General features: G+C 34.8%; 25 protein-coding genes and 3 tRNA genes. 5 read left to right on the top strand and 23 right to left on the bottom strand.

Features of this window, described 5'->3' with window-relative positions; genetic code table 11:
- Window positions 1-3: 3 nt before the first annotated feature.
- The 7 genes from MKS83_RS15005 to MKS83_RS14975 form a co-directional block, all read right to left on the bottom strand.
- Window positions 4-711, bottom strand: coding sequence for a response regulator transcription factor (locus MKS83_RS15005; RefSeq protein ID WP_240580323.1), 708 nt, complete (start codon window positions 709-711; stop codon window positions 4-6).
- A 131-nt stretch (window positions 712-842) separates the two neighbouring features.
- Window positions 843-1,328 (bottom strand): GNAT family N-acetyltransferase, encoded by a 486-nt coding sequence (locus MKS83_RS15000; RefSeq protein WP_100377588.1) that lies wholly within the window; start codon window positions 1,326-1,328, stop codon window positions 843-845.
- A 15-nt stretch (window positions 1,329-1,343) separates the two neighbouring features.
- Window positions 1,344-2,759 (bottom strand): PLP-dependent aminotransferase family protein, encoded by a 1,416-nt coding sequence (locus MKS83_RS14995; protein WP_240580322.1) that lies wholly within the window; start codon window positions 2,757-2,759, stop codon window positions 1,344-1,346.
- A gap of 39 nt (window positions 2,760-2,798) precedes the next feature.
- On the bottom strand, window positions 2,799-3,164 hold the full coding sequence (locus tag MKS83_RS14990) for a hypothetical protein (protein WP_240580321.1): 366 nt from the start codon (window positions 3,162-3,164) through the stop codon (window positions 2,799-2,801).
- A gap of 213 nt (window positions 3,165-3,377) precedes the next feature.
- Window positions 3,378-3,461 (bottom strand) — tRNA-Leu (locus MKS83_RS14985).
- A 6-nt stretch (window positions 3,462-3,467) separates the two neighbouring features.
- Window positions 3,468-3,543, bottom strand: a tRNA-Gly gene (locus MKS83_RS14980).
- A gap of 7 nt (window positions 3,544-3,550) precedes the next feature.
- Window positions 3,551-3,632, bottom strand: a tRNA-Leu gene (locus MKS83_RS14975).
- Window positions 3,633-3,822: 190 nt separating this feature from the next.
- Here MKS83_RS14975 and MKS83_RS14970 point away from each other — a divergent pair.
- From MKS83_RS14970 to MKS83_RS14960, 3 genes are read left to right on the top strand one after another with little or no spacing between them, the layout of a single operon-like run.
- The gene (locus tag MKS83_RS14970) at window positions 3,823-4,200 is read left to right on the top strand and encodes a DUF3127 domain-containing protein (protein WP_240580320.1); all 378 of its coding nucleotides are present in this window, start codon (window positions 3,823-3,825) and stop codon (window positions 4,198-4,200) included.
- Window positions 4,201-4,259: 59 nt separating this feature from the next.
- Entirely contained in the window at window positions 4,260-4,910 is a 651-nt protein-coding gene (gene aat, locus MKS83_RS14965; RefSeq protein ID WP_240580319.1) for a leucyl/phenylalanyl-tRNA--protein transferase, read from the top strand.
- Window positions 4,897-5,787, top strand: a complete 891-nt coding sequence (locus MKS83_RS14960) for a DMT family transporter (RefSeq protein ID WP_240580318.1) — start codon at window positions 4,897-4,899, stop codon at window positions 5,785-5,787. The genes aat and MKS83_RS14960 overlap by 14 nt, the downstream gene beginning before the upstream one ends.
- A gap of 93 nt (window positions 5,788-5,880) precedes the next feature.
- Here MKS83_RS14960 and MKS83_RS14955 read toward each other — a convergent pair whose 3' ends face one another.
- From MKS83_RS14955 to MKS83_RS14935, 5 genes are all read right to left on the bottom strand, one after another.
- Complete coding sequence (locus MKS83_RS14955; protein WP_240580317.1) at window positions 5,881-7,269, bottom strand: tetratricopeptide repeat protein; 1,389 nt, start codon at window positions 7,267-7,269, stop codon at window positions 5,881-5,883.
- Between the two features lie 124 nt (window positions 7,270-7,393).
- Window positions 7,394-8,776, bottom strand: a complete 1,383-nt coding sequence (gene glmM, locus MKS83_RS14950) for a phosphoglucosamine mutase (RefSeq protein WP_100377579.1) — start codon at window positions 8,774-8,776, stop codon at window positions 7,394-7,396.
- A 240-nt stretch (window positions 8,777-9,016) separates the two neighbouring features.
- Window positions 9,017-11,050 (bottom strand): ferrous iron transport protein B, encoded by a 2,034-nt coding sequence (feoB, locus tag MKS83_RS14945; protein WP_240580316.1) that lies wholly within the window; start codon window positions 11,048-11,050, stop codon window positions 9,017-9,019.
- Window positions 11,050-11,304 (bottom strand): ferrous iron transport protein A, encoded by a 255-nt coding sequence (locus tag MKS83_RS14940; protein WP_394336978.1) that lies wholly within the window; start codon window positions 11,302-11,304, stop codon window positions 11,050-11,052. The genes feoB and MKS83_RS14940 overlap by 1 nt, the downstream gene beginning before the upstream one ends.
- 134 nt (window positions 11,305-11,438) lie before the next feature.
- Complete coding sequence (locus MKS83_RS14935) at window positions 11,439-12,368, bottom strand: GLPGLI family protein (RefSeq protein ID WP_240580315.1); 930 nt, start codon at window positions 12,366-12,368, stop codon at window positions 11,439-11,441.
- Window positions 12,369-12,518: 150 nt separating this feature from the next.
- Between MKS83_RS14935 and MKS83_RS14930 the strand changes: the two genes are divergently transcribed.
- Entirely contained in the window at window positions 12,519-13,019 is a 501-nt protein-coding gene (locus MKS83_RS14930; RefSeq protein WP_240580314.1) for a DinB family protein, read from the top strand.
- Window positions 13,020-13,072: 53 nt separating this feature from the next.
- On the opposite strand, the gene MKS83_RS14925 is transcribed toward MKS83_RS14930, so the two are convergent.
- A complete protein-coding gene (locus MKS83_RS14925) occupies window positions 13,073-15,763 on the bottom strand; it encodes a TonB-dependent receptor (RefSeq protein WP_240580313.1) in 2,691 nt (896 codons plus the stop codon).
- Window positions 15,764-16,044: 281 nt separating this feature from the next.
- Between MKS83_RS14925 and MKS83_RS14920 the strand changes: the two genes are divergently transcribed.
- Window positions 16,045-16,926: a cupin-like domain-containing protein gene (locus tag MKS83_RS14920; protein ID WP_100377573.1), complete on the top strand. Its 882-nt coding sequence runs from the start codon at window positions 16,045-16,047 to the stop codon at window positions 16,924-16,926.
- Between the two features lie 31 nt (window positions 16,927-16,957).
- Here the strand turns inward: MKS83_RS14920 and MKS83_RS14915 are convergent, their stop codons facing one another.
- The 10 genes from MKS83_RS14915 to MKS83_RS14870 all read right to left on the bottom strand — a co-directional run bounded on the left by MKS83_RS14915 (window position 16,958) and on the right by MKS83_RS14870 (window position 26,042).
- Window positions 16,958-17,359 carry a hypothetical protein gene (locus MKS83_RS14915; RefSeq protein ID WP_240580312.1) on the bottom strand — a complete coding sequence of 134 codons (402 nt, stop codon included), beginning with the start codon at window positions 17,357-17,359 and terminating at the stop codon, window positions 16,958-16,960.
- Entirely contained in the window at window positions 17,349-17,630 is a 282-nt protein-coding gene (locus tag MKS83_RS14910) for a hypothetical protein (RefSeq protein ID WP_100377571.1), read from the bottom strand. Before MKS83_RS14910 ends, MKS83_RS14915 begins: the two co-directional genes overlap by 11 nt.
- A 140-nt stretch (window positions 17,631-17,770) precedes the next feature.
- Complete coding sequence (locus MKS83_RS14905) at window positions 17,771-19,495, bottom strand: hypothetical protein (protein WP_240580311.1); 1,725 nt, start codon at window positions 19,493-19,495, stop codon at window positions 17,771-17,773.
- Window positions 19,496-19,782: 287 nt separating this feature from the next.
- Entirely contained in the window at window positions 19,783-19,977 is a 195-nt protein-coding gene (locus MKS83_RS14900; RefSeq protein ID WP_240580310.1) for a hypothetical protein, read from the bottom strand.
- A 120-nt stretch (window positions 19,978-20,097) separates the two neighbouring features.
- Window positions 20,098-20,649: an RNA 2'-phosphotransferase gene (locus tag MKS83_RS14895; protein WP_240580309.1), complete on the bottom strand. Its 552-nt coding sequence runs from the start codon at window positions 20,647-20,649 to the stop codon at window positions 20,098-20,100.
- Window positions 20,650-20,664: 15 nt separating this feature from the next.
- The gene (locus MKS83_RS14890; RefSeq protein WP_240580308.1) at window positions 20,665-21,630 is read right to left on the bottom strand and encodes an ADP-ribosylglycohydrolase family protein; all 966 of its coding nucleotides are present in this window, start codon (window positions 21,628-21,630) and stop codon (window positions 20,665-20,667) included.
- Window positions 21,630-22,316, bottom strand: a complete 687-nt coding sequence (locus MKS83_RS14885) for an SIR2 family NAD-dependent protein deacylase (protein ID WP_240580307.1) — start codon at window positions 22,314-22,316, stop codon at window positions 21,630-21,632. Before MKS83_RS14885 ends, MKS83_RS14890 begins: the two co-directional genes overlap by 1 nt.
- 109 nt (window positions 22,317-22,425) lie before the next feature.
- Entirely contained in the window at window positions 22,426-22,935 is a 510-nt protein-coding gene (locus MKS83_RS14880; RefSeq protein ID WP_240580306.1) for an O-acetyl-ADP-ribose deacetylase, read from the bottom strand.
- Window positions 22,936-22,942: 7 nt separating this feature from the next.
- Window positions 22,943-24,814, bottom strand: a complete 1,872-nt coding sequence (locus MKS83_RS14875) for a tetratricopeptide repeat protein (RefSeq protein ID WP_240580305.1) — start codon at window positions 24,812-24,814, stop codon at window positions 22,943-22,945.
- A gap of 157 nt (window positions 24,815-24,971) precedes the next feature.
- Window positions 24,972-26,042, bottom strand: a complete 1,071-nt coding sequence (locus MKS83_RS14870) for an adenylosuccinate synthetase (RefSeq protein WP_240580304.1) — start codon at window positions 26,040-26,042, stop codon at window positions 24,972-24,974.

Raw genomic sequence — 26,042 nt, 5'->3', positions numbered from 1 at the left:
TCATTAAGATTTTTTCAATACGTATCCCATTCCTATAACCGTATGAATCAGTTTATTATCTTCTTGATTATCCAGTTTTTTTCTTAAATAATTCACGTAAACATCAACAACATTGGTTCCCAGTTCGTAATTCACTCCCCAAACCGCTTCCAAAACTTCGGTTCTGGAAATTACTTTTTCAGGGTTATTTAAAAAATATAGCAATAATTTGTACTCTGTTGAAGTGAGCGAAATCTCTTCACCGCCACGGGTAACTTTCTTTGTATAATCATTCAGGATCAAATCTGAAAACTGAAAAATGTGTTCGTTATCAGGTTCAGATTCAGTAATCTCGGGCACGCTTCCATTATTGCTTCGCCTTAGCAAAGACTTCACACGTGCTACTAACTCAATGAATTTAAATGGTTTAACCAAATAATCATCTCCCCCACTTTCTAAACCAAGTACGATATTTTCCGATGTTCCCAACGCCGTCAAAAATAAAATAGGGACATGCTTATTGGTTTTTCGGATTTCCTTACAGACATCAAGCCCGTTCATTTCCGGTAACATAATATCCAGAATCACCAAATCGAAATCGCTTGCCTGAACCAGCTGTACACCGGTACGTCCGTCAAAAGCCACAGAAACTTCATAACCATTTTCCTGAAGTCCTTTTTTTATAAAGGAAACCACACTTGTTTCGTCTTCGATAAGGATAATTTTTTTCATTTGAAATAAGGAATTAGACAAAAATAGAAAATTTATTTTGGCTTTGGAAGAAATAGAAAATTGACGAGAAATTTATAACAAAAAGCATACTGAAAAATCAGCATGCTCTCTCTTTAACAAAATTGAAATATCTAAAAATCGAGTTTCAGCAGCATTTTTGTATCACAACGCTCATAAGGAGAATCGGTAACAGTAATATGCTGAAAGCCTAATTTTTCGTAAAGTTTAATGGCGGGAACCAGCGAAGAATTGGTCTCAAGAAAAATTTCTTTTGCTTTCAATTCTTTAGCTTTACCAATCAGTTTTTTACCAATTAAATAGCCAATCTTTTTCCCCTGGGCTTTCGGACTTACAGCCATTTTTGCCAGCTCAAAAGCCAATGGCTCATCAGAAGTCTTTATCAGTGCGCAGGTTCCTACAACCTCTTCATTTAAAAGAGCAAAAACAATATGCCCTCCTTTATTGATAATGTAATCTTCGGGGTTATCGAGCATTTTGTAATCACTCGCTTCCATTTTAAAAAACTTACTGATCCATTCTTCATTTAAATCTCTGAAATCCTGTTGGTACTTCGGATCATATTCAACAATTTTCACTTGATTATTATTATCGTCCATTGTTCTATATTTAATTTAAAATCTGTTTTTTATCATTTTTCCCAGTTTTTCCAGGTCACTTTCTACACGGTCTGTCCATTCCATGGCATAATTCAGGCGCAAACAATTCTGATACTGATTGTACTGCGAAAACATTCTTCCTGGAGCAAAATTGATCTTCTGGCTAAAAGCTTCATCATACAGATCTTCCGTACAAATTCTTTTATCCAGTTCAAGCCAGAGCATAAACCCTCCTTTTGGATCTGAAACCTTTGTGTTATCGGGAAAATAGGCCGCAACCGATTTTTGGATCTGAAGATAATTGGAATATAATTTTTTTCTGAATGTTCTCAGATGGTGGTCATAACGGCCGTGTTCCAAAAAATCCGCAATCACATCCGAGTACAACGAAGGACTGCAAACTGTCTGAACCAGCTTCTGACGAATAATTTTATCTTTGAATTTTCCCGGAGCAACCCAGCCAATCCGGTAACCCGGAGCTAAAACTTTAGTTACTGAGCCAATCCACATAACCAACCCTGCTTCATCATAATATTTGCATGGTTTTGGTCTTTCTGCTCCAAAATAAACGTTCCCATAGATATCATCTTCAATCAAAGGAACATTATATTCAGTAATCAACCTTACCAGTTCTTTTTTATTTTCATCCGGCATTTGAAAACCTAAAGGGTTATTAAAATTCGTCACAAAACAGCATGCGGATAATTTCGGAAGCATCTTTTCTAACGCTTCCAGATCCACTCCCAGAACGGGATGCGTCGGAATTTCCACAACCTTTAATCCCAACAGTTGGATCGCCTGTAAAATCCCAAAATAAACAGGACTTTCCACAGCCACCCAATCTCCGGGTTTAGTCACTGCCATAAGACAGTTATACACTGCGTTCATCGCCCCTGAAGTAATGACAAGATCATCTTCCGTAATTTTTCCTTCCAAAACCAAAGCCCATTTCGCAATTTCACGACGAAGATGTTCACTTCCCTGAACCGGCTCATAATCTGTTCCGCTGTCATTTTTACGTTTAATGACATTTACCATCGATTTTTTCAGCTTGGCTAGCGGAAGGAAACTTTTTCCGGGAATTCCCAGGGCAAACTGGGTAACATCTGTTCCGGCAATCGTCCCGAAAACCTTATCAATAAGATCTTCCGGCGCTTTCTGAGATTCTGAAACCTTTATTTTTGCAACCGAAGGAAGTGCCAGTTTCCGTTGTGAAGTCTGACTCACAAAATAGCCATATTTCGGACGGGATTCTACCAGAGAACGGCTTTCAAGTTCCATATAAGCCTGTTTTACCGTATTGAGGCTTACATTATACAGTTTTTGAGCACTCCTCAGTGAAGGAAGCCTGTCGCCGAATTGCAAAGTTTCACTTTTGATCTGCTCTGTAACAGATTTCGCGATCTTAAGGTATAGAACATCTTTAGCCATACAAAACTCTTTACGTAAATTTACGATTTTAAAAGCTCTTTAATTATTTAGCCAGTTAACCATTCTTCGGATATTATATTTCAGCTCATCCAGATCTGTGAAGTTTTCAGAACGGTTTTCTTTACAATAATGAATGACCTTTGCCTTAAAATCTTCCTTTTCAATTTCCCCGACCTCAGAATTCCCGTAAATCTCAAAACCAATCTGATGATCCTTATTAATGATAAGACTGGCGAATGCTACAATTCTATTCTCCTTTTTACTTAAAAGAAAAGGAATCCCAAAGTTTTCATTAATCATATCCAATCCGAATTGCTGAAGAAAAAAATTCTTCAGTTCTAAAATATCCGATGCATAGACTTCAGCATAGTGAAGCCGATCCTGCTGTTGAAGAGCCGTTACCATAATTCATCTGATTTACTTAAGCAAATGTATAGACTATCCATATCCGGACACAGATACAGAAGTTTGTATTTTTATGGGTACAGATTTCTTTGTATAGAATAAGTGTCAAAAATAGAGCAGCAAAAGAGAGAAATCTCGATGAAGACAATAAAATTTATTTTAAGAAGGTTTGAAAACAAAAAACCCTCCGTAATCAAATTACAGAGGGTCTTGTACCCCAGGCGGGACTTGAACCCGCACGCCAAAAGAGGCACAGGATTTTAAGTCCTGCGTGTCTACCAGTTCCACCACCAGGGCATGGTGTGGAGCGAAAAACGGGATTCGAACCCGCGACCCCAACCTTGGCAAGGTTGTGCTCTACCAGCTGAGCTATTTTCGCAAAACTGTGCGGATGAAGGGACTCGAACCCCCACGCCTCTCGGCACCAGATCCTAAGTCTGGCGTGGCTACCAATTACACCACATCCGCGTTGTTTAATTTGAAAACTTATTTTTAAAGAACTTGTTTCCGTTTTTTCCGTTTTCAGTGGTGCAAAGATAGGATATTTTCCTTTACCTCCAAACTTTTCAGACAAAAAAATTAAAATTTTGCATTTTTTTTTTCTCGTAGCCTTTATTACGATTCATTTTCTTACTTTTACATCGTTAATTATTATGATATGGAATTACAAGGAACGATAAAGAAACTTTTTGATGCTCAGACGTTTGCGAGCGGGTTTCAAAAGAGAGAAATGGTTATTTTGACTCAGGAACAGTATCCACAGCCTATAAACATAGAATTTCTGTCTGATAAGATCAGTTTATTGGATAATCTTAAAGAAGGAGAAAATGTAAAGGTAGGAATCAACATCAGAGGAAGAGAATGGGTTTCGCCTCAGGGAGAAACTAAATATTTCAACTCTATTACAGGATGGAGAGTAGAAAAAGTTTTTGATAACGCTTCTGAGCCTACACAGGCTGCACCTTCTCATTCTGCTGCTCCGGTTTCAAATGAAAATCCTTTTGCCGGAGACGACGATGATGATTTACCTTTTTAATTAAAGATACTACTGAAAATATCAATCCTGCTTTTTAAGTGGGATTTTTTTTCCTGAATATGATTCGACTAGACGAAAATGAGATTGCATTTCCCGACCCTGAAATGTACGACGGACATGAAGGTATTATTGCTTTTGGCGGAGACCTGTCCATAGAAAGAATCTGGTTTGCTTATCAGCTGGGAATTTTTCCATGGTATAATCCCGGCGAAGAAATCCTCTGGTGGTGTCCTGATCCAAGATTTGTTTTGTTTCCCGAAGAGCTGAAGGTTTCTAAATCGATGAGAAAAATATTGAACAGAGGTATTTTTACATTTTCAGAGAATCAAAATTTCAGAGAGGTTATCAAAAACTGTCAGGAAATCAACAGAAGAGGACAAACGGGAACATGGCTTTCGGATGAACTGATGGAAACTTTTATTCAGTTGCATGAATATGGATTGGCAAAAAGTATTGAAGTGTGGCAGAACGGGGAATTAGTCGGCGGATTCTATGGCCTTCAGATTGGAAATGTGTTCTGTGGCGAAAGTATGTTTGCCAAGGTGAGCAATGCTTCCAAAGCCGGGTTTATTCATTTTATCGAATCGAACAAGAATTTAGAATTAATTGACTGTCAGTCCCATACCGAACATCTTGAAAGCCTGGGAGCAAAAATGATTCCTAAAAAAGAGTTTTTAAAAATATTACACCAAAACAATGAACGCAGATAAAGAAAAATGGGTCCTTCTCATCATATTAAGTATTATTTGGGGATCATCTTTCATTTTAATCAAAAAATCTTTAGAACATTTCAGCCCGTATCAGGTAGGAGCTTTAAGAGTTTTGATAGCCGGAATTATCTTGATGCCTATTGCGATTTCAAAATATAAACTATTTCCGAAAAAACATTTAAAATGGCTGATTTTAGCTGCATTTACAGGAAATTTTATCCCAATGTTTTTATTTCCGATTGCAGAAACTGAGGTAAGCAGCAGCATTGCGGGTATCATTAATTCCATGATGCCTATTTTCGTGATCATTGTTGGAGCCCTGGTTTGGAAATTTGAAACTACAAAACAACAAATTTTCGGTACTCTTATCAGCTTTACGGGGGTGTGCTTACTGGCCTTTGGCGGGGACGGAGAAGGCGGGAAATTTAAATTGATTCCAATTTTGCTTTTATTATTGGCAACCTTATGTTATGCAATGAGCACCACAACAGTAAAATCAAAGCTTATGGAGGTTTCTTCTACTGTTTTATCTGCTTTTGTATTCTCTTTTGTGTTATTTTTTCCATCAGTTATTGCCCTAACGTTTACAGGATTCTTTTCAACATTCAGTCTTGATGAAAAGAATTTAACCGGATTGATGTTTGTAAGTTTATTATCCGTTTTCGGAACCGGACTGGCTATGATGATGAATTATCGTCTGCTAAAAGTATCTTCTCCTTTGTTTGCCTCCACAGTTACCTTACTAATGCCGATTGTAGCCATCATTTGGGGCTTTTTGGATGGTGAAAAATTAAGCATCATGCAATTTATAGGCGCAGGAATCATTATTGCTGGATTGATCTTTTTAAGAGCAAAACCCAACGTTATAAAAAAATAAATCCTGCATTCCTGCAGGATTTTTATTTTAATAGGTCATTGAGATATAGATTCTTCACTTCATTACATTTCGTTCAGAATGACAGATAATCATTTAACTTTCAGGATTTTTCTTCTTTACTTTAGCCCTGCCTTTTTTAACCTCATCTTTAATATACGGATATTTTTTCTGCATATCTGTAACCAAAGACGGATCCAATTCCAAAGCATTCTGAAGTGATTCGCTTCCTTTTTCCTGATCTTTCAGGTTGAAATAGCAATTACTCAACTGATAATACAATTCGGCTCTGCGATGTGATTTCAATGCTTTATTTAAAACCATTATAGCTTCCTCATATTCTCCCAAAAGCATCAATACTTCTGAATACGCATACCAGTTATAAAATCTCGAAGGTTCCGAATCTACTAATTTCTTCAGACATGAAAGACTTTCTTCAAACTTTCCGGAATCAATAAATAAAAATGCTAATCTTTTCTGATAATCAAGATTATTTTCATTCAGATGTGTTGCCTCTTTGGCAAAATGTAATGCTTCCGTCATTCCGCCCATTTCTTCGTAAAGATAGGATTGCTCCATCATCGCAAGATAGAACTGAGGGTCTTCTCTCAATGATTTCTGAAAGGAATTCAAGGCCATTATCGGCTGCTTCAATGCTTTGTAGCAAAGTCCGATTTTATAGAATGTAAATGCTTTTGTGTATTCCAACTCCAGCATTTCTTCATATACTTCGATTGCTTTTTTGTATTGTCCTAAAGCTTCATAACAAGCAGCTTTATTGGCATATACTCCCACAGAACTTGAGTTGATCGCCAATAAATAGTCGTATCCTTTTATAGCTTCTTCATAATTCTTTCTGTTGAAGTAAAACTGTCCGTATTCGAACCACGCCACTTCTGAATAAGCAAATTCATCCAAATATTCATTAAGGAAAGCAATTGCTTCTTCACTTTTATTTAAATCGGCAAAGCAAACCATACAGTTTTCTAATGAATACTCATCTGTAGGGTCTTCTTTAAGGGCCTTTTTATAATGTTTAAGGGCATTAAAAGGGTCTCCCAGATTCACATATTCATCCGCAATGAAATTATGAAGGAAATTTTCTTCTTCTTTCAGTTCCAATGCTTTTTTACATATTTCGATAGATCTTCTAGGGTTTCCTAAATTTGAGTAATACTTTGCATAGCAAACCAAAAAGTCGGTGTTTTCCATAGAAGAACCCTTCAACTCATCAATAAGCTCCTTTGCCGCCGTATACTCTTCCCATTCCAGTAAAATTTCAAGCTTTTTGATCTTGATATCTAAAGAATTGGGATGAAGCTTCAGACCGTAATTAACTGCCGTATCTGCATAATTAAAGTCTCCCAGCTCCAAGTAGTAAACAATGATATCTTCTAACTCTTCTGTATCAAAGTAGAATTCGTCATTGTTTTCCATCATTTCCTCGAACTTTTTTACAAGTTCATTTCCAAAATATTCTTCCAATATAAAACAGTTTAAGATTTAAGACTTGAGATATGAGATATACAAATACTCGGTTCTGAGAATCTTAGTACTATAAATTTAATAATAATTTTTTTTAAAATGATGAAATAACTGTTAATTTTTATTAAATCAAACTATTGATTTTAGCTATCATTTCATCACCTAACTTGTCGGCTTCTTCCTGAGATTTAGCCTCTGTATAAATTCTGATAATCGGTTCTGTATTAGATTTTCTAAGATGTACCCAATTATTTTCAAAATCTATTTTCACTCCGTCTACGGTAGAAACCTCTTCATTTTGATATTCTTTTTCCATTTTAGTTAAAATATCATCCACATTAATTTCCGGCGTGAGTTCTATTTTCTTTTTACCCATAAAGTAGCTAGGATATCCTGCTCTTAGCTCAGAAACCGTTTTATTTTCCTTTGCCAAATGAGTTAAAAATAGTGCAACACCTACTAAAGAATCTCTTCCGTAATGTAAATCAGGATAGATAATTCCTCCGTTGCCTTCCCCGCCTATCACTGCATTTTTCTCCTTCATTAAAGTCACTACATTCACTTCTCCTACTGCACTTGCAAAATATTCTGAGTTGTGGGTATGTGCAACATCTCTTAAAGCACGGCTTGAAGAAAGATTGGAAATTGCCACACCATTTTTATGTTTCAATAGATAATCAGCAACGGCAACCAATGTGTATTCTTCGCCAAACATTTCACCTTTTTCATCAATCAAAGCTAATCTGTCTACATCCGGATCTACCACGATTCCTACATCTGCACCTTCTTTTTTTACCAGTTCGCAGATATCTCCCAAATGTTCTTTTAACGGTTCAGGATTGTGTGGGAAATGTCCTGTCGGTTCACAGTATAATTTCACGGTTTCACAGCCTAATTTATCCAACAGCATCGGAATAGCAATTCCTCCCGTAGAATTCACTGCATCCAAAACAACTTTGAATTTTTTAGACTTAATGGCTTCAACATCTACCATCGGTAAATTAAGGATCTGCTGAATATGAATATCAAAAGCATCGTCTCTTGTTTCATATTTTCCCAGATCATCTACTTCTGCATAATTGAAATCTTCACTTTCAGCCAAAGCCAGGACTTCTGCCCCATTTTCTCCACTGATGAATTCTCCTTTATCATTTAATAATTTCAGAGCATTCCATTGTTTTGGATTGTGCGAAGCGGTTAAAATAATCCCTCCATCTGCTTTCAGCTCCGGAACCATTATTTCAACAGTCGGAGTAGTGGAAAGTCCTAAATCAACTACATTGATTCCAAGCCCCTGCAATGTTGCCGTCACCAAAGAAGAAACCATTTGACCAGAAATTCTGGCATCTCTTCCGATGATTAAGGTTAAATCTTTTTTATTTTTATTATTCTGAAGCCAGGTTCCGAAAGCCGAAGCGAATTTTACCACATCAAGCGGAGTCAGGTTATCATTTACTTTTCCTCCTATGGTTCCGCGGATTCCTGAAATACTTTTTATTAATGACATTCTGGGTGTTTTTATATTTTAATTCTAATTTATTGTTTTTTAAAAGCTAAGCAAAATTAGATATTATTTATTACACCCCATCAGAAAGTTATGAACATCCGCAGTCCTTATCGCAGTTTATTCTTTTGGAGCTGAATTTTTTCGGTGCAAAGTTTTTCCTAAGTACCCTGAATAAAGAGTAACAAGCAAATGCAACGATGAGTAAAATAATTACGTATTGTACAATTAATGAAGAATCCATTATTTCAAAATCTGATATACTATCATCGACACAAAGTATGCCAAACCTGTCATCATAGCCACCTGTAAACCGGTCCATTTCCAGCTTTTGGTTTCTCTGTAGACTACTGCAAGTGTAGAAACACACTGCATTGCAAATGCATAAAATAAGAGTACCGAAACCCCTGTTGCGAAACTGAAAACTTTTTCGCCATTAGGTTTTACATCGCGTCTCATTTTATCGATTACTTTCACTTCCGGAGCATCATCTTCAAGGCTGTATAGAGTAGACATTGTTCCTACAAAAACTTCTCTTGCCACGAAACTGGTTAAAATTCCTACTCCCATTTTCCAGTCATATCCAAGAGGAGCAATTACCGGTTCTATTCCTTTTCCCATTTTTGCCAGGTAAGAATGATCAAGGTGAACGTTTGTAGCAACGAACTGATCCGGTTGTTGTTTTGGTCCGAAGTAACTTAAGAACCAGATGATGATACTTACAATGAAAATAATTTTTCCTGCTCCTGTAATAAAATCCCAAACTTTACCTAAAACCATCTTGAAATCATATCCAAAAAGTGGCTTTTTATAAGTTGGCAAATCCATTACCAGATAAGTTTTTCCTTTATTTTTAATAAATCTTTTAAGAATTGATGCAGAAAACAAAGCTACTAAGAAGCCCAGCAAATACATCCCCATCAGCACCAAAGCTTTGTATTTTATTCCCAAAAATGTTCCGTCTGAAATAATCAGCCCGATAATGATACTGTATACTGGAAGTCTCGCAGAACACGTCATAAAAGGTGTTACCAGAATCGTAAGCAATCTTTCTTTTACGTTTTCAATATTCCGGGTTGAGATCACTGCCGGAATTGCACATGCCGTTCCTGAAACCAGGGGAACAATACTTTTTCCGTTTAATCCGAAAGGGCGTAAGATCCTGTCCATCAGGAACACAACTCTCGCCATATATCCTGAATCTTCCAGCAAATAAAGGAAATATAATAGAATTCCGATCTGTGGTGCAAAAACAACAATTCCTCCGATTCCCGGAATGATTCCGTTTGAAATTAATGAATTGATAGGTCCATCCGGTAAATGCTCCGATGTAAAAGCAGTCAGCCAAGAGAAAAAGCTATCAATCCAGTTCATTGGATATTCCGCTAAAAAGAAAACGCTTTGAAAGATGATTAATAAGATAACCAGGAAAACCACATATCCCCAGAATTTATGTACCAGGATTTTGTCCAATCTTTCTGTTAAAAGTTCTTTGAACTGAGGTTTTTTAGAAATTACATCAGACAAAATCTTATCAACACTCTGATATCTTCTTACCGTCTCCTGAACCTGCAGTCTTTTCGGAACCAGACTTTTGGAGTCAGGTTCGTCGATCAGCTCCATTACCGATTCAATCTTTTTCAGATTGGTTCCTAAGGAAAGACTCATCCAAGCTTTATATTCATTATCAAAACCTTTGTGAGACGCTAGTTTTTGAATAAAATCTTTATGCTCTGCAGGTATTTCGAATGAAGTTGTTTGTGTTTTTACAAACTGGTTATTTAAAACCGCCTCTTTAATATCATCAATTCCGATGTTTTCTTTAGCATTAGTCTGAATGATTTTAATGCCCAAAGCTTCTGAAAATTTTGAAATATCAATAGAAATTCCTCTTCTTTCTGCCTGATCGATCTGATTGACCACCAAAATCATGGGAATTCCCAGATCCTGAATCTGCTGAAATAAAAGAAGTCCTCTTTTCAGGCTTAATGCTTCAAGAATATAAACAACTCCTGCATAATTTTCCTGCTCATCAATCAGGAATTTAGAAAAAATAGCCTCATCTTCGGAACTTGGATATACACTGTATGAACCGGGCAAGTCGATTACCTCAACTTCCTCATTTTTATAGGTATAATTTCCCGAATGGCTCGCAACAGTAACCCCTGCATAATTTCCGGTCTTCTGCTTTTTATTACAAAGAGCATTGAAAACCGTTGACTTCCCAACATTCGGATTTCCGACTAAAAGTATCTGTTTTTTCTGAGTATCCTGCATTAATTCAATTCTTCAACAATGATATAGTCCCCTTCTTCTTCACGAAGAGCAATCCGGCTTTTTTCATCCCCAAATTCCACATACATCGGACCATTGAAAGGAGCCTGATACAAAATCCTGAATAAAGTTTCCGGAAGAAGTCCCATTTCGATAATTTTATTGGGCATTTTCAGATGGTCATTATCATATCCAATAATCTTTCCCTTTTTGTTTTTGGGAAATCCGCTCATTTTATGTAGATCCGTCTGTTTCAAAACCAATTTTTTGTGATGCAAATATACGTTATTTAAATTTAATCTAAATAACCTGTCCTCATGAAAAAAATCAACCCAAATACAAATTGTATTTGGGTTGACTCACAATATAATTTAGTTGATATGAAACTTGTTTAGTTTTCTTTTCCTACCTTTTCTACTTTTCCTACCTGCACTTTTTCGTAAGGAGGCTCTATTGGGTTATCGTTCGCATTAAAAAAGTCTTTATACATTTTCTCCTGCTTTTTCATCATATCTCCGATGGTTCCATCCATTCCCGGAATTGTTTTAGACATAATTTCCTGTGTCATCATTGGTCTTGCCGTAGCAAATGGATCTTTTTTGAACTCATTGAATGTTTTTTCAAATTTCTCTCTCGGCATTTCGGTTACTTTTAGACCAACATTTGAAATCTTTTCCATATAGGTAAGTTCTTCCCAGTTCGGGACTTTCTTGTTTCCCTGAAGTACCCAGGAATAATTCTTTCCTTCATCTTCAATCTTTACAATTAAGCCTGGAAGACCTGAGAATTTATACGGTCCATCCTGGAAAGGCAGCTCTGAACTGAACCAAGCCGTCCATTTTTTTCCACCGAATTCTGTGGTTGCTTTCTGAGCGTTATAGGCTCCGATTTTTGCTTTTTCGTTAGAAATTTTCCAGTCGAACCTTGCAGTTTCATTATATCCGATATTCATTGGAGAAAATCCGTTTGCAATTCTTTCGATATACTGCATCTTCATATCCGGATAGTTTTTCACAATCTTCTCTGAAAACTTTGGCATCTTGAAAGTCTTGGATAAATCTTTAAAAACTCCCGCCTTTTGCATTTGTTCAAGCTGGATCTTAATAATAGAATCTTGTGCAATTGCTGTAAAGTCTCTATAGATAGATCTGTTTTTAACAATATCAAGAGCCATGATTACTTTTTCGAGTTTGGTAGAATCCTTTTTCGGCTTAAAAGTCAGTTCGTAAAAAAAGCGGTTGGCCGTCTCTTTCGAATCATTATTCTGAGCACTTACAAAAGCAAAAAGAGCAATAAAGATTATTGAAAATAGCTTTTTCATTTTTTCTAATGTTTATTTAATTAGTTAGTGTTTACTAACTTTTGTTACAATTTTTTTATTTATTATTTTTTAAGAATAAAATTTATGATTTTGTTAAAACAGTTTCACTGGTAAAAATTTTAACTTTAACTCACTAAAAAACAAAACAATATGGACACTTTATCACAACTCAAAAATGAAATTCAGAATGAGTATCAGACCACCAAAAAATTTTTTGAAGTCTATCCTGAAAACCAAAATGATTTTGCTCCTCATGAAAAAAGCATGAAAATGATGCCTCTTGCCACTCATATTGCAGAAATATTTGAATGGCCGAATACGATCCTTAAAACCTCAGAACTGGATTTTGCCAATATGGATTATCAGCCAAAAAAATTTACCACAAAAGAAGATTTGCTAAAAGCCTTGGATGAAAATTACCAACAGGGAATGAACGCCCTTGAAAATACTAATGAAGATAAGCTAAATGAAATGTGGGCTCTAAAACATAATGGCCAGGAACTTGCAAAATGGACCAAATACGGATCTATACGTCACGGACTGAATCAGATTACCCATCACAGAGCTCAGCTTGGTGTATATTACCGGATGAATGATATTCCTTTGCCGGGAAGTTATGGTCCTTCTGCCGATTATCAGGGCTTTCAATAGCTTTTAAATATATCTCAACAAAAAACCAATCTCAGTGAGATTGGTTTTTTGTTTTATTTGAAGTTGAATTTTACGGTGAACATAACCTGGCTTGGACGGAGTTGGATTCTTGTAAAAGAAGTATTCTGAGAATTAATTTCATAGTTTTCGAATACTTTTTTATTCGCGATATTCATCCATTTCAATTCAAAATCTATATTCTTTTTAGACCAAGTAAACTGATAGGAAAGATCGTAGAAACCATTATGGTATTTTTGATCCGTTGCTGTTGCCGTTGAATTGACCTGATCCCAGTTGAATCCAATAGTGTGATTTTCGATCGGATAAAAGAATACTCCCAGATTATGTTTGAACCCTGTAGTTTTAGCATCTGTATTAACTTCACCTACACTGGTCTGATTCGTTCTTGTAAAGCTTGCGTTATAGTCAAGACTCATCCAGCTGAAATACGTGTTGTTGAATTTCACACCTAATGACTGACTATTATTATTATTTGTAAAAGATTTATTATCAAGATAAGAGTCAGATTTTGATGTACTATTACTATAGCTTAAAGAAGCATTTGTTTTAAATTTCGGAAAATATTTTCCTGCTTCTGCACTATATGAGTTGGTCAGTACATTATTATCTTGCACTATATAACTCATTGCTGTATATCCATTTACGATTGTCGGATTAGAAATTAAATTTCTTTTTGCATCAGAATATCTGTAATTGATATTAAAGAATAAGTTATTCAGTGGATTTCTATATTCCAATCTCGTTCCTGCCGATTTGTTGTTATTTTGTGGAATCGGGTTTTTAGGATCCATAACATTAATTCCGGATGGTGAAGTCATTAAGAATCCTGAATAAGCCGTATTGATTTCTCCAAAGTTATTATTGATATTTGCATTTACGGAAGCTTTCCAGAAAGAAGCAAAGGAATATTGTGCAAAAACACTTGGTTCAAAAGTAACCTTGTTTAATTCTCTTGAAACCAGTCTTAAAGGGTCTTCTGCTTTAATATTATTAGAGTTTACCGGGAAGTTAGCATACAACATCCAAGAATCATTCTTATAATTTACACCTAAACTTCCGTAAGGAGTTGCAGTTGTATAACTAAGGTCATTGCTATATTGGGAAGCTGGAGGTTGGGTTGCAGCATTCGATTTAATATTAAATAAGTCTGAAACTAAATCTGTTGATTTAAAATTAAATCCAATTTCCGGAGTAAATGTCCATCCTTTTGTAGAGAACCCGATGTTTGCAGAATGGTTGGCTTCAAAAGTTTTTAGTCTTAAATTCTGACGGACAAAGTCTGAAGATATTGTTGCAGTAAATCCAGGAATATCAAGGTAAGAAGAAGGTGAAACATCCAAAGTCTGCTTATCGGTCTGATAACTTAAAAAAGACAATACATTCACCATTTTTTCCTTCCAAGGAATAATAGTACTCAATGAGTTTTGGAAAGAAGTAGTAGGAGATTCTAATGCTTCCGCTGCATCCCTTTCTTTCAGGGTTTTGTTATCTATTCTATTTACGTCTGCACGATCTGCATTCCAATACTGAGAGAAACTTGTTGTATTTTTAAAAAATCCTTTTTTAGCATTTTTCGTGAAAATTAATTCTCCCTTTGCTTTATCCGTATAAAAATTATTATGAATATTAATTGTATTGGAATCTCCATTAAAGAAATTCTGTACAACATTGGATTCTCTTTCTACAGAATTATTTGTATAATTTGCGTTTGCTTTAAGTTCCCATTCTTTTTTCTTATCGATATTGGTCAAATAATTTGCTGATAAATAATGAACATTATTCATTAAGTACCTTTTTACCGGAAGATTGGGCGTGCTTGCATTTTCTACATTCAACCAATCATTTTGAGAAGCATTAATTCTTCTTCCTTCAAACCTGTTTCCGAAAGCCAAAATATTTCCTTCATTTTCCACCTGTTCTCCCATATTATTGGTTTTGTAGTTCGCTACCCATTGACTCTTCTTACTAAAGAACATTGGAGTTAGTTTCACGTTCCACAACCAGGGATCTCCAAAACCGGTCCCTACTTCTCCACGGCCGGTCATGGTAACAGACTTTTTTAGTTTAATATTAATTGCGGCCTGATCTGAAGGTACTTTATTCTGTAGGATTTTTACGGGTTGATGGTTTTCAAGCACTTCTACTTTGGCAACAGCATCTTTTGGTAGAGAGTTACTTATGGTTCCGTAACCTCCTTCCATCAGGTCTTTTCCTTCTACATAAAATTTATTGATGGCATTTCCCTGATAAAGAATCGTTCCGTCTGCATTAACTTCAATACCAGGCATTTTTTTCAAAACGTCTGCCAGACTTCGATCGTTTTTACTGTCAAAAGCTTTAAGATCATAAGAAATGGTATCTCCTCTAGCTGTCACCATTTTGGTTTTTAGCTTTACTTCTTTTATTTCAGTGGCTTCAGACTCCATTTTAAAATTCAGATTCTGATCACTATTGCTGATTTGCTTTGTGATGGGCCTTTGGTTGAAAGCTTTTACTTTCAGATCGACATTAGATTCCCCTGTTGTGAAAGTTACTTTATATTCTCCTTTCGAGTTGGTAATTCCATATGCCAGGATTGCATCTTTTCCAGGCTCTTCCACAGTTACACTTGCACTTGGAATTGCCACTCCATCTTCATCAGTAATTTTTCCTGAAACTGTCTTCTGTGCAAAAGACAAAACTGAAAAAAGCAACATCAGAAATAAAGAAATATTTTTTCTCATAATTATTATTTGTGTAATTAGTTAATGGTTATAGATTTTTGTTACACTTTTATAAGGATGCAATTTAAATCTAAAAGTTAAATTTAATTATCACTACAAAAATAGTTATAATTTGGAAATCTGCGATATTTATTGATAATATTTTCTCTATGTGAATTAAAACTTATAATTTTTATTTAGACTAGATATTTAAAATAATGATTTGAATCATAGATTAAAAAAAAATTAAAGCATACATCGTAAATTTTTATTTAATAATTTTGTAACATAAAATTTATAAAATGGGAATTAATTTAAAGCCTATAGATATCGTAGATGACATTACACAAGAAGAGTTCATTGAAAAATATCTAAAGCCGAGAAAGCCTGTTGTCATAAAAAATATGGCAAAGAAATGGCCTGCTTACCAAAAATGGACAATGGAATATATGAAAGAGGTTGTAGGAGATGTGGAAGTTCCTCTATATGATAGTTCAAAGGCCGATCCAGCAGCTCCCATCAATGCTCCGACTGCCAAAATGAAATTTGCAGACTATATAGATCTTATCCAGAGAGAGCCTACTGATCTAAGAATATTCTTTTTCGATCCCATCAAGCACGCCAAAAAACTGCTTCAGGATTATATTTCTCCAAAAGATTTAATGGGAGGTTTCCTTGATAAATATCCATCTATGTTCTTCGGAGGAAAAGGTTCTGTTACCTTCCTTCACTATGATATTGATATGGCTCACATTTTCCATACCCACTTCAACGGAAGAAAGCATATTCTTCTTTTTGATTATAAATGGAGAGAAAGGTTATATCAGATTCCTTATGCAACCTATGCCTTGGAAGATTATGATATTGAAAATCCTGATTTCAAAAATTTCCCGGCATTAGATGGCGTAGAAGGTATAGAATGTTTCTTGGAGCACGGAGATACTTTATTTATGCCAACCGGTTGGTGGCACTGGATGAAATACCTGGATGGAAGTTTCTCTATTTCTTTAAGAGCCTGGGACAAATCATGGGCTGTAAAAGCGCATTCTTTGTGGAATCTTACGGTTCAGCGTAAATTTGACGATATTATGAAGAAGAATTTCAAGAAGAAATATATGGACTGGAAAGAAAAGTTAGCTATTAAACGAGCAGAAATTGCTTTAAAAAGAGGCTTACCAAAATAAAATAAAAGACGTTTCTATTTGAAGCGTCTTTTTATTTTTCTAAATTTAATAACAGTTCTTCCATATTCCTCGTAACCTCATTACAAGAAAAGCAGGCTTCATTTCCATCCTGAGAAAACCAGCGACATTGCGAACGAATAGGACAAAAGATTAATTCAGTACTTTTGGTCATATCTAACTCCTGAACTTTCTTAGACAGAGAACATTTTGATTCCTCATTATCCCATTGTGCACAACCCTTTTCGACACATTTTCCTGTAAAACGGAATCTTTGCTCAAGATGATCATTCTGTTGAATAAACTCTTCTGTGACAGTAAGAGGGGTAATAAATTGTACCCTTCCGTCTTTGTTGACGACTCCAAAAAGCTGTGCCCCGACTTTTCCAACATAGCTGGGACACATCTTTTTTGAAGAATTAAAATCAGCCTCCATAACTTTTTATCTGATGCTGGATATCTTTAATCTGTGCCTGAATATCAATGCCGTGTTTGAAGATAATGATTCCCCATGGAAACCAGTCTTTTACTCTGAGTGGCTTCATCAACCCTTTGAAGTCTCTGTACGCTCCGAAAGCCTGTGTGTTATCCACTTTTGAAAGTTCCGAAAGAACAACATTTTGAATACCTCTGTCAATGTTTTTTAACTGTTCGTCTGAAAGATCCACACCTTCCAATGAAACGAAAAATTGCTTTTTAGTTGCCATAATTGTAGTTTTTATTGGTTTTTATAAAGCAAATTTCGGAAGATGAAAATTAAATAACATCAGTATAACCAACATTTATGAATGTGAAATACACGGAATTTACACACTGATTATCAATAAATTAAATCAAATTTAAAAATTTATAAGATTCTATAAATCGGGTATTGTCTGAACGTTTTTTCTTCAAAATAAGGGGAGTTTCTATAAATCCAATCCAGCTGAGCCGTTCCGTCATCCGCAAAAGCTTTGTCTGATACTTTTTTGGCCTCAAATTTTTGTTTTAAATCATTATCATTTTTTAATAATTCTGCCGCTGTATCTTCAAAAATATAAGCAGAATAGTATTCTTTCTGAGCTAAAATCCAGTCAAAGAAATTCCAGTTGAAGAAAGAATCCAATGCTTCCGGTTCTAACGTTTCAATAATATATTTTACTCCTTCCTGATCCGTCGGAACAATATAATCTCCTTCTGAAAAATTCAGATTTTTAGTTGACTTATCAACTGTAGTTTCAAAGTGCAAATAGTGTCCTTCATAAGGATTTTTAACGGTTTCAAAATCATTGATTTTATACGATTCTACAGAAATTAAACTATCTTTTTTAATCGATTTCATTTGAATCTGATTTCTTTTCAATTCTTCAAGTACACGATATTGCGACTGAGGAATTACATAATATTTAGGGATTGTAATATAACCTGTCGGAACTGCCGTTGTGAACAGCTTTATTTTCTTTGTAAACGGTTTATTTCGATCATAATACAATCTTGGCTTTCCGGAAATTTCACTTGGCTTATATTTTCCTTCAAACCCCTTAAAATCCATGGTAGAATATTTTGTAGAATCAATTTTCCAGCGAATTCCATATTGTTTTCCGGCTTGATATTGTTGTAGATTTTCAGCCCGGAGCTGCTTGATTTTTTTATAATCTTTATCTAAATTCTGAAGATTTACAAGCAAATATTTATAAGTCGCACCCACTCTTTTGTCATAAGGTTTCAGCATGTGCGTTTCCGGAACGGTTCCTAAAGAATTGAACAATGTGGTGTATCCTGTAGAATACCTCGGAGAGTCCTCGAACGAAGCAAAGCCCACCTCCGGAACATCGCCGTGAATATTAACGTAAGGTGTGCTTTCGTAGCCCAACTTTTTTAAGTCTTCAAGGTTTTTCGCCTGATAATGGTTGTAAAAATAGTCTCCCAATACATTGCCCAATCGTTCCTTAAAAGTAGAAATATAAGTGAATGTATACTGATAATCTGCTCCGTTGCTTACATGATTGTCAATAAAAACATCCGGTTTCAGCCATTGATAGATCTCCTGAAAACTTCTCGCATTTTTGGTATCAGCTTTAATAAAATCTCGATTTAAATCATAATTCCGGGCATTTCCTCTAAAGCCATATTGTTCCGGGCCATTCTGATTGGCTCTGGAAAATGAACCGCGATTCAGCATTCCGCTCACGTTGTAAGCAGAAATAGCGGCAACGATGAAATTTTGTGGTGTTTTAATCTTTTTGGTAGCCAGGTCTCTCATCAGCATCATGGTAGCATCAATTCCGTCCGGTTCACCGGGATGAATCCCGTTATTAACGAAAAGAATGGCTTTATCTTTTCTCAGCTGCTCTAAGTTTTTTTCAGGAAAAGGATTATAAACAACCACATAAATCGGTTTCCCATTGTCGTCTTCACCCTTTTTTACATATTGAATTGTACTAAATTTTTGAGCCAAATTCTGATAATAGGCGTTCATCTCGTCATACGTAACGGTCTGATTTCCGTTTCCTTTTTCAAAAGGAGTCTGAAATTGAGCCTGGGCAACGAATAAAGAAGAAGCAAAAGAAAATAAAAGGTATTTCAGTTTCATGAAAGTAATATTTCGGGCTTTAAAATTACTCAAAGTTTGGAAACTGATATCTATTTTTCAACATAGAGTTTGTCATTCAGAACGGAACGAAGGGGAGTGAAGAATCTCTGTCTGCGTGCGATTATTTTATCGACGAATGACAGGCTTGAAATTAATTTTACTATGTCAAATATACTTGAAGCCCTGATGAAAATCTCGTTTAACTTGACTAAAATTCAAATTTGATTTTCCAAAAAAACACCCCTAAAAGTTGATACTTATAGGGGTGTATTTTAATTCATTTTCAATTAAAAAGCATACCAACGTCCACATTGATTAACGCAAAATGGCTCAAGATCAGGATCTGTGGTAGAAGCTTGAAGGCAAGTTGCCTCACTACTATAATATGGTTTACCTGAAGCCCACCAAGATGCACATTCTGGTGTAATTCCTCCTTTAATGGATTTTAAATTTTCTCTTGAAATTTTGTTTAATTTTTTCATAATGATTTTGTTTGATTTTCCTACTCTATAAGTTTTTCGGATACCCCTATATTAATACACTAATATATGAAATATTCAATATGAAAATAATTTTTTTATAATCGTATTAATTCTTTTTGATTACTCTTTATTATTGGAAATATACTTAGCATCCACAAAATCCGTCAGCCAAACCTTATTTTCAGAAAGGTAAAACAGAATTCCGTCTTCAAACATCTTCCCTGTTCTGATGGTTAAAATAACCGGTTTTCCATGTCGCATTCCGACTTTAGTAGCAGTTTCTTTGTCCTGGCTTAAATGAACATGTTGTCGGTTTCTTTTTTCAATTCCTTTTTCTAAAATGGAATCGATATTTGTTTGAGCCGTTCCGTGGTACAGAAACTCCGGCGGTTGCTGTGGTTTTAACGCCAGATCAATATCAATCGAATGCCCTTGATTTGCCCTGATTTTGGTTTTATCTTCATTAAAAATAAAACGTTTTTTATCATTTGTTTCCACCACTTCATCCAATTCTTCTAAAGTAAAGACCACTCTATGTCTTGAGCATTTTTCTTTTAATTCATGAACATTCGCCCAACCGTTTTCATCTAATTTTAAACTAATGGTTTCGGGTTGATGCCTCAGAACTAGGCTTAGAAATTTACTTATTCTTTTCTTTTGTTGTTCATTCATGATTTGTGTTTTAGTTTATTTCATTAATTGAGTTTCTAATTTAATACATAAGTTTTCAATATCTTCTTTTCTAGCAAGCACAGAAATCCATTCTTGAGGAATATTTTCAAAACCATAATAAATCCCGGCAATTCCACCTGTGATGGCTCCGGTTGTGTCGGTATCTTCTCCTAAATTGACTGCTTTTAAAACAGCCTCAGCATAACTTTCAGAATTCAGAAAACACCATAGTGAGGCTTCTAAACTGTGAAGAACGTAACCTGAAGAACTTATTTCTTCTTCTTTCAAAGCATGTAAAGGAGCCAAATCATATTCGCCCACTTTTAATTCTAAAACTCGATGGAATTTATCCATTTCATTTTGTGAACAGATCGGATTATGATCTAAAAATTCCCTAACAGTTTTCTGCATTGCTTTATAAGCTTCCCACTTCTCTTTTTTATTCAAAATTTCCAAAGCAAATTCCAAATAAATAAAACAAGCCAAAATAGAACGAATATGTCCATGAGTAATGCTTGAAACCTCTTTTACTTTGTCAAAGCGTTGTTCAATCGGCAAATCTTTAATGTAAAATAACAACGGTAAAATTCTCATTAAAGAACCATTACCATTATCAAATTCACTAGTTCCGCCACATAAAGTCGGAGAAGTCCCTTTGCTTATTCTGCGAATCGCTTGTGAAGTAGCAATTCCGATATCGAACACTCTTCCGTGGGGTGTCCAAATTTCCTCATTGCACCATTGTAAAAACTTTAGCGCCATATCTTCCAGATTATATCCATTACAAAGACTTTCTGCAAGACATAACATCAGAGAACTGTCATCACTCCATGTTCCAATCGGTTGACGATGAGTTCCTAAAGCTCTCATTTTTGTGACTGGAGAACGTTTTAATTCATCTCTGGTTCGGAATTCCACCGGAACGCCTAAAGCATCACCGATACAAACTCCGAAGATTCCTGCTTTTACAATATTTTCCATTACGCAAGATTTACCAATTTATCAAACAGCAATTTCATTCCCTGAGTTGCCGTTTCTTTCATCACAACGGCTCTTTGTCCGTATCCGAAACCGGTTTCGTTGGGATTGATGACAATCAACAGACAATCATCCTTGATATCATGCAGTAATCCTGCAGCCGGATAAACCTGCAAAGAAGTTCCGATCACCAGAAAAATATCCGCTTCTTTTGCTTTTTTCGTCGCTTCTCTCATCAAAGGAACATCTTCACCGAACCAAACGATGAAAGGTCGCAATTGCGCTCCGTCTTCCGCTTTATCGCCAATGTTGATATCGTTTTTTTGTTCGTAAATCAGATTTTTATTGTTGCAGGAACATGATTTGAATAATTCTCCGTGCAAATGCAGAATATTTGTAGAACCTGCTCTTTCGTGCAGATCATCAATATTTTGTGTGATAATCTGAACATCGAAATGTTTCTCCAAATCAGCAATTAATTTGTGCGCATCGTTTGGTTCCACTTCATGAAGCTGGCGACGTCTCTGGTTGTAAAATTCCAACACCAGAGCTCGGTCTTTTCGCCATCCTTCCGGACTTGCTACATCCGTTATACTATGATTTTCCCAAAGACCATCCCCGTCTCTGAAAGTTTTTATTCCGCTTTCGGCACTGATTCCTGCGCCGGTTAATATGGTTAGTTTTTTCATTTGTTTTTTTTTATTTTTTAAACGCAAAGCTCGCAAAGATTTGCTTTTTAATACTTGATGTATATTTTTAAGTTCGCAAAGTCGTTTCACTCAACAAATGAGCATTAATTTATTCTTCTAATAATTTTCTATAAATCTCTTCATTTTCATCATCAAAACAGACAAAAATAATTTTTTCGATGACATCTGAATTAAATTTCTTGACCTCATCCACAGCAATATTTCCAGCCAGTTCTTTTGGAAACCTGTAAATTCCTGTACTGATATTGGGAAAAGCAATCGTTTTTACATCAAGACTTTCTGCCAATCTCAATGAATTTTGATAACAATTCGCCAATAATTTCGAAGATTTTTCTTCATCTCCATTCCAAACCGGACCGACGGTGTGAATGACATATTTTGCGGGAAGACTTCCGGCAGTGGTTACGACCGCTTCACCAGTTTTACATTTTCCCTGTCGGTTTCTGATTTCGATACATTCATCCAGAATTTGTTTTCCTCCTGCACGATGGATCGCTCCATCGACTCCGCCACCGCCTAATAATGATGAATTGGCTGCATTAACGATCGCGTCTGCTTTTATTTTGGTGATGTCGCCTTTGATTAATTCAATTTTCATGTCTTAATTATTTAAATGGTTGCCTAGAAATATGAACTTCTGGATCTATATCCCTATTTTTCAACTCATAATAAAAAGCAGATGCCCATTCATCAGCTCTCTCAACTTTTGGCCCTAATGTAATTTTTTTTATACTATTTGAAATATCTCCTAATTCAATATAAACTCTAGGAATAGAAAATTTTTTATCAATTATTTTATTAAAAAGAATTCCTTTTTGTACTAATCTAACCTCATTTTCATATTGATATTCAATTCCTTTAAAAAGGAATGCTATTTCAAATAACAGCTCCTCTACATCTATCTGGATTTTAATTTCTTCGTCTTTCAAATTAAATTCATCTAATGCTTTCTTAAGCTCATTGCAGTATTTATTAAGATTTTTAATTTTTGCACTTGCAATTTTTTCATCAGGAATTATAAACCTATTATCTTTCCAATATGCAACCTTATAAAATTTTATTTCAAATTCATTATCTTCTAAATGATTTACCTCGAGTTCTTCCTGAATGTTTTCAATCAAACAATCTACACTCATTGTTATGGCGCATCCTTTAGCTTCATCTTTTCCTTCCTTACCATACATTCTCCACATTGTTAAATCATTATGCTTATTTTCTGAAACAAAACTTCCAATAAATGGTTTCTGAACAAAAATTTCATCAACAGGATTTTCTTTTTTGCCAAAAGGTGATTGATAGTTTAAAAAAGAGAATAATTCTCTACCTTCTGATGTGTCATTTAAATAAGCTCCTTCAGATAATCTGAATTTACTATTTTCGAATACCAATAATTTGGCTACAGAAAGACTAGTAAAATGTGTAATATATTTATCCTTATATTCTAATATCCCTTTTATTTTAGAAACTAATTCTTGAATTTTTTCATAATCTTCATTAGCAAGTATTTTATTAATTTTTTCAATTTTTCCTTTGGCGAAGTCTACTAATGAATCCTTTTCCTTCTTTAATTCCAAATATTTTTTGTATAAATTTTTCGCTTCTTTATATTTTTCTTGCCGATAATATAAATTCCCCAAATTAAAATAAGGCTTTTCAAATTCTTTATTAATTTTTAAAGCTTTTTTATAACTTTCTTCCGCAAGTAGATAATCATTTTTTTTCTTGTACGAATTCCCTATATTATTATATCCTATAACATCTTCATTCTTTTCAATGTATTTTTTGTAATACTCTATTGCCTTATCAAAATCTTTTTGATGATGGTAAACCACTCCTAATGCAAAAATAGCATCGAGAAAAACTGGTTCAATTTTTAACGCTTTCTTATATTCCTCTTCCGCTATTTTATATTCTTTTTTTAATAAGTAAATATTTCCTAAACCATAGTGAGAATAATAATATGATGAATCACTTTTTATGGCAATTTTATAATGCTTCTCAGCATTATAAAATTTGTTTTGTTTTTTATAAAGATTTGCAAGCATATGATTAGTATAAGGGTTCATAGAATCTATATCTAACGCTTTAAGATAATAGGTTTCAGCTTCTTCGATCTTATTTTGTTCTATAAAAATATCTCCTAAGCTTGCGTATGAAAGCTGATGATTTGAGTCAAGGCTTATTGCTTTTTTATAATTGTAAATCCCCCTTTCAAAATCTTTTATTTGCTCATAATAGTTTCCTAAGTAGTAGAAAGCCTTTGCATTTTCTATTAACTCGATACTTTTATTAGCATAAGTCTCAAATCCATCCCTTTCTACTTTAAACATCGCCTCTGATAGTTCAGCATATAATTCGGAATCATTATACTTTTCTAGAACTTCATCAGAAAGAATATCAATCACTTGTAAATATTTTTCTTCTTTATTCAGTTTTTTAATTTCTTTAATTAATTTTTGTTTATTTTCTGTTCTCATTAGTTATCTATTTTAATTCTTAAACCGCTTTCATTTATTTTTATTTATAGATTTTATTCTATCAATAAGAAAAAAAATTAATTGTTAGTATTTAAACTTTCTATAAAACTATCCACTTGAAAATCTTGATAAATTCCACATTCAGAAAAATTTATTTTTAATCAATTCTTTTAAAATTCTTTGAATATGGAGAATAAGACCCAAAAACGGCATCAAATTTCACCTTAAGATTTTGTATTTTAAATGCTTCATCCAACTGATCTAAGCAAGTTACCACCAGATTTTTCTTTTGAGCAACAACGTAAGCTTGATCTAATTTCAAGGCATAATTCAACAAATCATAATCCAAATCTCCGAAACGCAGATCCTTTTGAAATTCATTAAAAGTACACGTTTCTTCTTCATTATTTTTCAGATTTAATGATTTTTCATTGCTCATCCATCCACTTCCGTGACGGGTTGAGTAACTTCTGGTCACGTAAAACATTTCAATGTCCTCAATCTGTAATAATTTGCAGATTTCGTAAGCATTTTTTGAAGTGGTATTTGCAAAAGTTACATTCGGAAAAACTCCGTGATCCATATCCAGCAAAATTCCCTGGCTTCCTTCAAAAATAAGATGATTAAATGATTTTAAATACTCATACCCTTCTATTTTCCAATCAATCTTATCGATGGCTTCTAAAAAACCCTGCAATGCATTTTCAATTTCTTCTCCTTCTTCAAAACCATAATAATGGGCAATTCCTTTTAATTTTTCAATCAGCATCGTTCTTGGACCGATTAAATCGACAGCAAATAATTTAAACGGACTTTCATTTCTTTTCATCGTTGCGCCAACTCCTTTTCCGCAGGTTCCATGTTCTAAATTTTTGACATTCTTTCTGTTGTATAAAACATCAAAAGGAGTTGTCACTTTTGCTAAAGGGTGGATCGTCAATTCAACATTTCCATTTTTTTGCATTAGATCTTTCCTTTCATTGAACAAAAATGTCGGATGAACCGTACAATGTTCCGTAAAATGGGAAGGCAAACCACGTAGCGCACCACTCGCAAAGCTGGAATGAACATGTTTTTGATCATCAATCATCACTGTATGCGCCGCCTGTTGACCTCCAGAAAACCGAATAACTACAGACTCAGGATGTTGCTGAGCCAGAAAATCGGTGGTAATTCCTTTGCCTTCGTCCCCAAATCCTAAGCCTATAATTATTTGTGCTGTTTTCAT

The sequence above is a fragment of the Chryseobacterium sp. Y16C genome (genome assembly GCF_022488405.1).
Classification (GTDB): Bacteria; Bacteroidota; Bacteroidia; order Flavobacteriales; family Weeksellaceae; genus Chryseobacterium; species Chryseobacterium geocarposphaerae.
The sequence above is the reverse complement of the archived record's forward strand: the minus strand, read 5'-3'. Positions and strand labels throughout refer to the sequence as shown.

Coding starts and splice junctions, on each gene's coding strand:
- MKS83_RS14905 (WP_240580311.1), bottom strand. CDS start 19,495: ATGAAACTGAAATACCTTTTATTTTCTTTTGCTTCTTCTTTATTCGTT.
- glmM (WP_100377579.1), bottom strand. CDS start 8,776: ATGTCATTAATAAAAAGTATTTCAGGAATCCGCGGAACCATAGGAGGA.
- MKS83_RS15005 (WP_240580323.1), bottom strand. CDS start 711: ATGAAAAAAATTATCCTTATCGAAGACGAAACAAGTGTGGTTTCCTTT.
- MKS83_RS14915 (WP_240580312.1), bottom strand. CDS start 17,359: ATGGAGGCTGATTTTAATTCTTCAAAAAAGATGTGTCCCAGCTATGTT.
- MKS83_RS14920 (WP_100377573.1), top strand. CDS start 16,045: ATGGGAATTAATTTAAAGCCTATAGATATCGTAGATGACATTACACAA.
- MKS83_RS14930 (WP_240580314.1), top strand. CDS start 12,519: ATGGACACTTTATCACAACTCAAAAATGAAATTCAGAATGAGTATCAG.
- MKS83_RS14995 (WP_240580322.1), bottom strand. CDS start 2,759: ATGGCTAAAGATGTTCTATACCTTAAGATCGCGAAATCTGTTACAGAG.
- MKS83_RS15000 (WP_100377588.1), bottom strand. CDS start 1,328: ATGGACGATAATAATAATCAAGTGAAAATTGTTGAATATGATCCGAAG.
- MKS83_RS14885 (WP_240580307.1), bottom strand. CDS start 22,316: ATGAAAAAACTAACCATATTAACCGGCGCAGGAATCAGTGCCGAAAGC.
- MKS83_RS14925 (WP_240580313.1), bottom strand. CDS start 15,763: ATGAGAAAAAATATTTCTTTATTTCTGATGTTGCTTTTTTCAGTTTTG.
- MKS83_RS14880 (WP_240580306.1), bottom strand. CDS start 22,935: ATGAAAATTGAATTAATCAAAGGCGACATCACCAAAATAAAAGCAGAC.
- MKS83_RS14990 (WP_240580321.1), bottom strand. CDS start 3,164: ATGGTAACGGCTCTTCAACAGCAGGATCGGCTTCACTATGCTGAAGTC.
- MKS83_RS14910 (WP_100377571.1), bottom strand. CDS start 17,630: ATGGCAACTAAAAAGCAATTTTTCGTTTCATTGGAAGGTGTGGATCTT.
- MKS83_RS14875 (WP_240580305.1), bottom strand. CDS start 24,814: ATGAGAACAGAAAATAAACAAAAATTAATTAAAGAAATTAAAAAACTG.
- MKS83_RS14895 (WP_240580309.1), bottom strand. CDS start 20,649: ATGAATGAACAACAAAAGAAAAGAATAAGTAAATTTCTAAGCCTAGTT.
- MKS83_RS14870 (WP_240580304.1), bottom strand. CDS start 26,042: ATGAAAACAGCACAAATAATTATAGGCTTAGGATTTGGGGACGAAGGC.
- MKS83_RS14935 (WP_240580315.1), bottom strand. CDS start 12,368: ATGAAAAAGCTATTTTCAATAATCTTTATTGCTCTTTTTGCTTTTGTA.
- MKS83_RS14890 (WP_240580308.1), bottom strand. CDS start 21,630: ATGGAAAATATTGTAAAAGCAGGAATCTTCGGAGTTTGTATCGGTGAT.
- aat (WP_240580319.1), top strand. CDS start 4,260: ATGATTCGACTAGACGAAAATGAGATTGCATTTCCCGACCCTGAAATG.
- MKS83_RS14970 (WP_240580320.1), top strand. CDS start 3,823: ATGGAATTACAAGGAACGATAAAGAAACTTTTTGATGCTCAGACGTTT.
- feoB (WP_240580316.1), bottom strand. CDS start 11,050: ATGCAGGATACTCAGAAAAAACAGATACTTTTAGTCGGAAATCCGAAT.
- MKS83_RS14900 (WP_240580310.1), bottom strand. CDS start 19,977: ATGAAAAAATTAAACAAAATTTCAAGAGAAAATTTAAAATCCATTAAA.
- MKS83_RS14960 (WP_240580318.1), top strand. CDS start 4,897: ATGAACGCAGATAAAGAAAAATGGGTCCTTCTCATCATATTAAGTATT.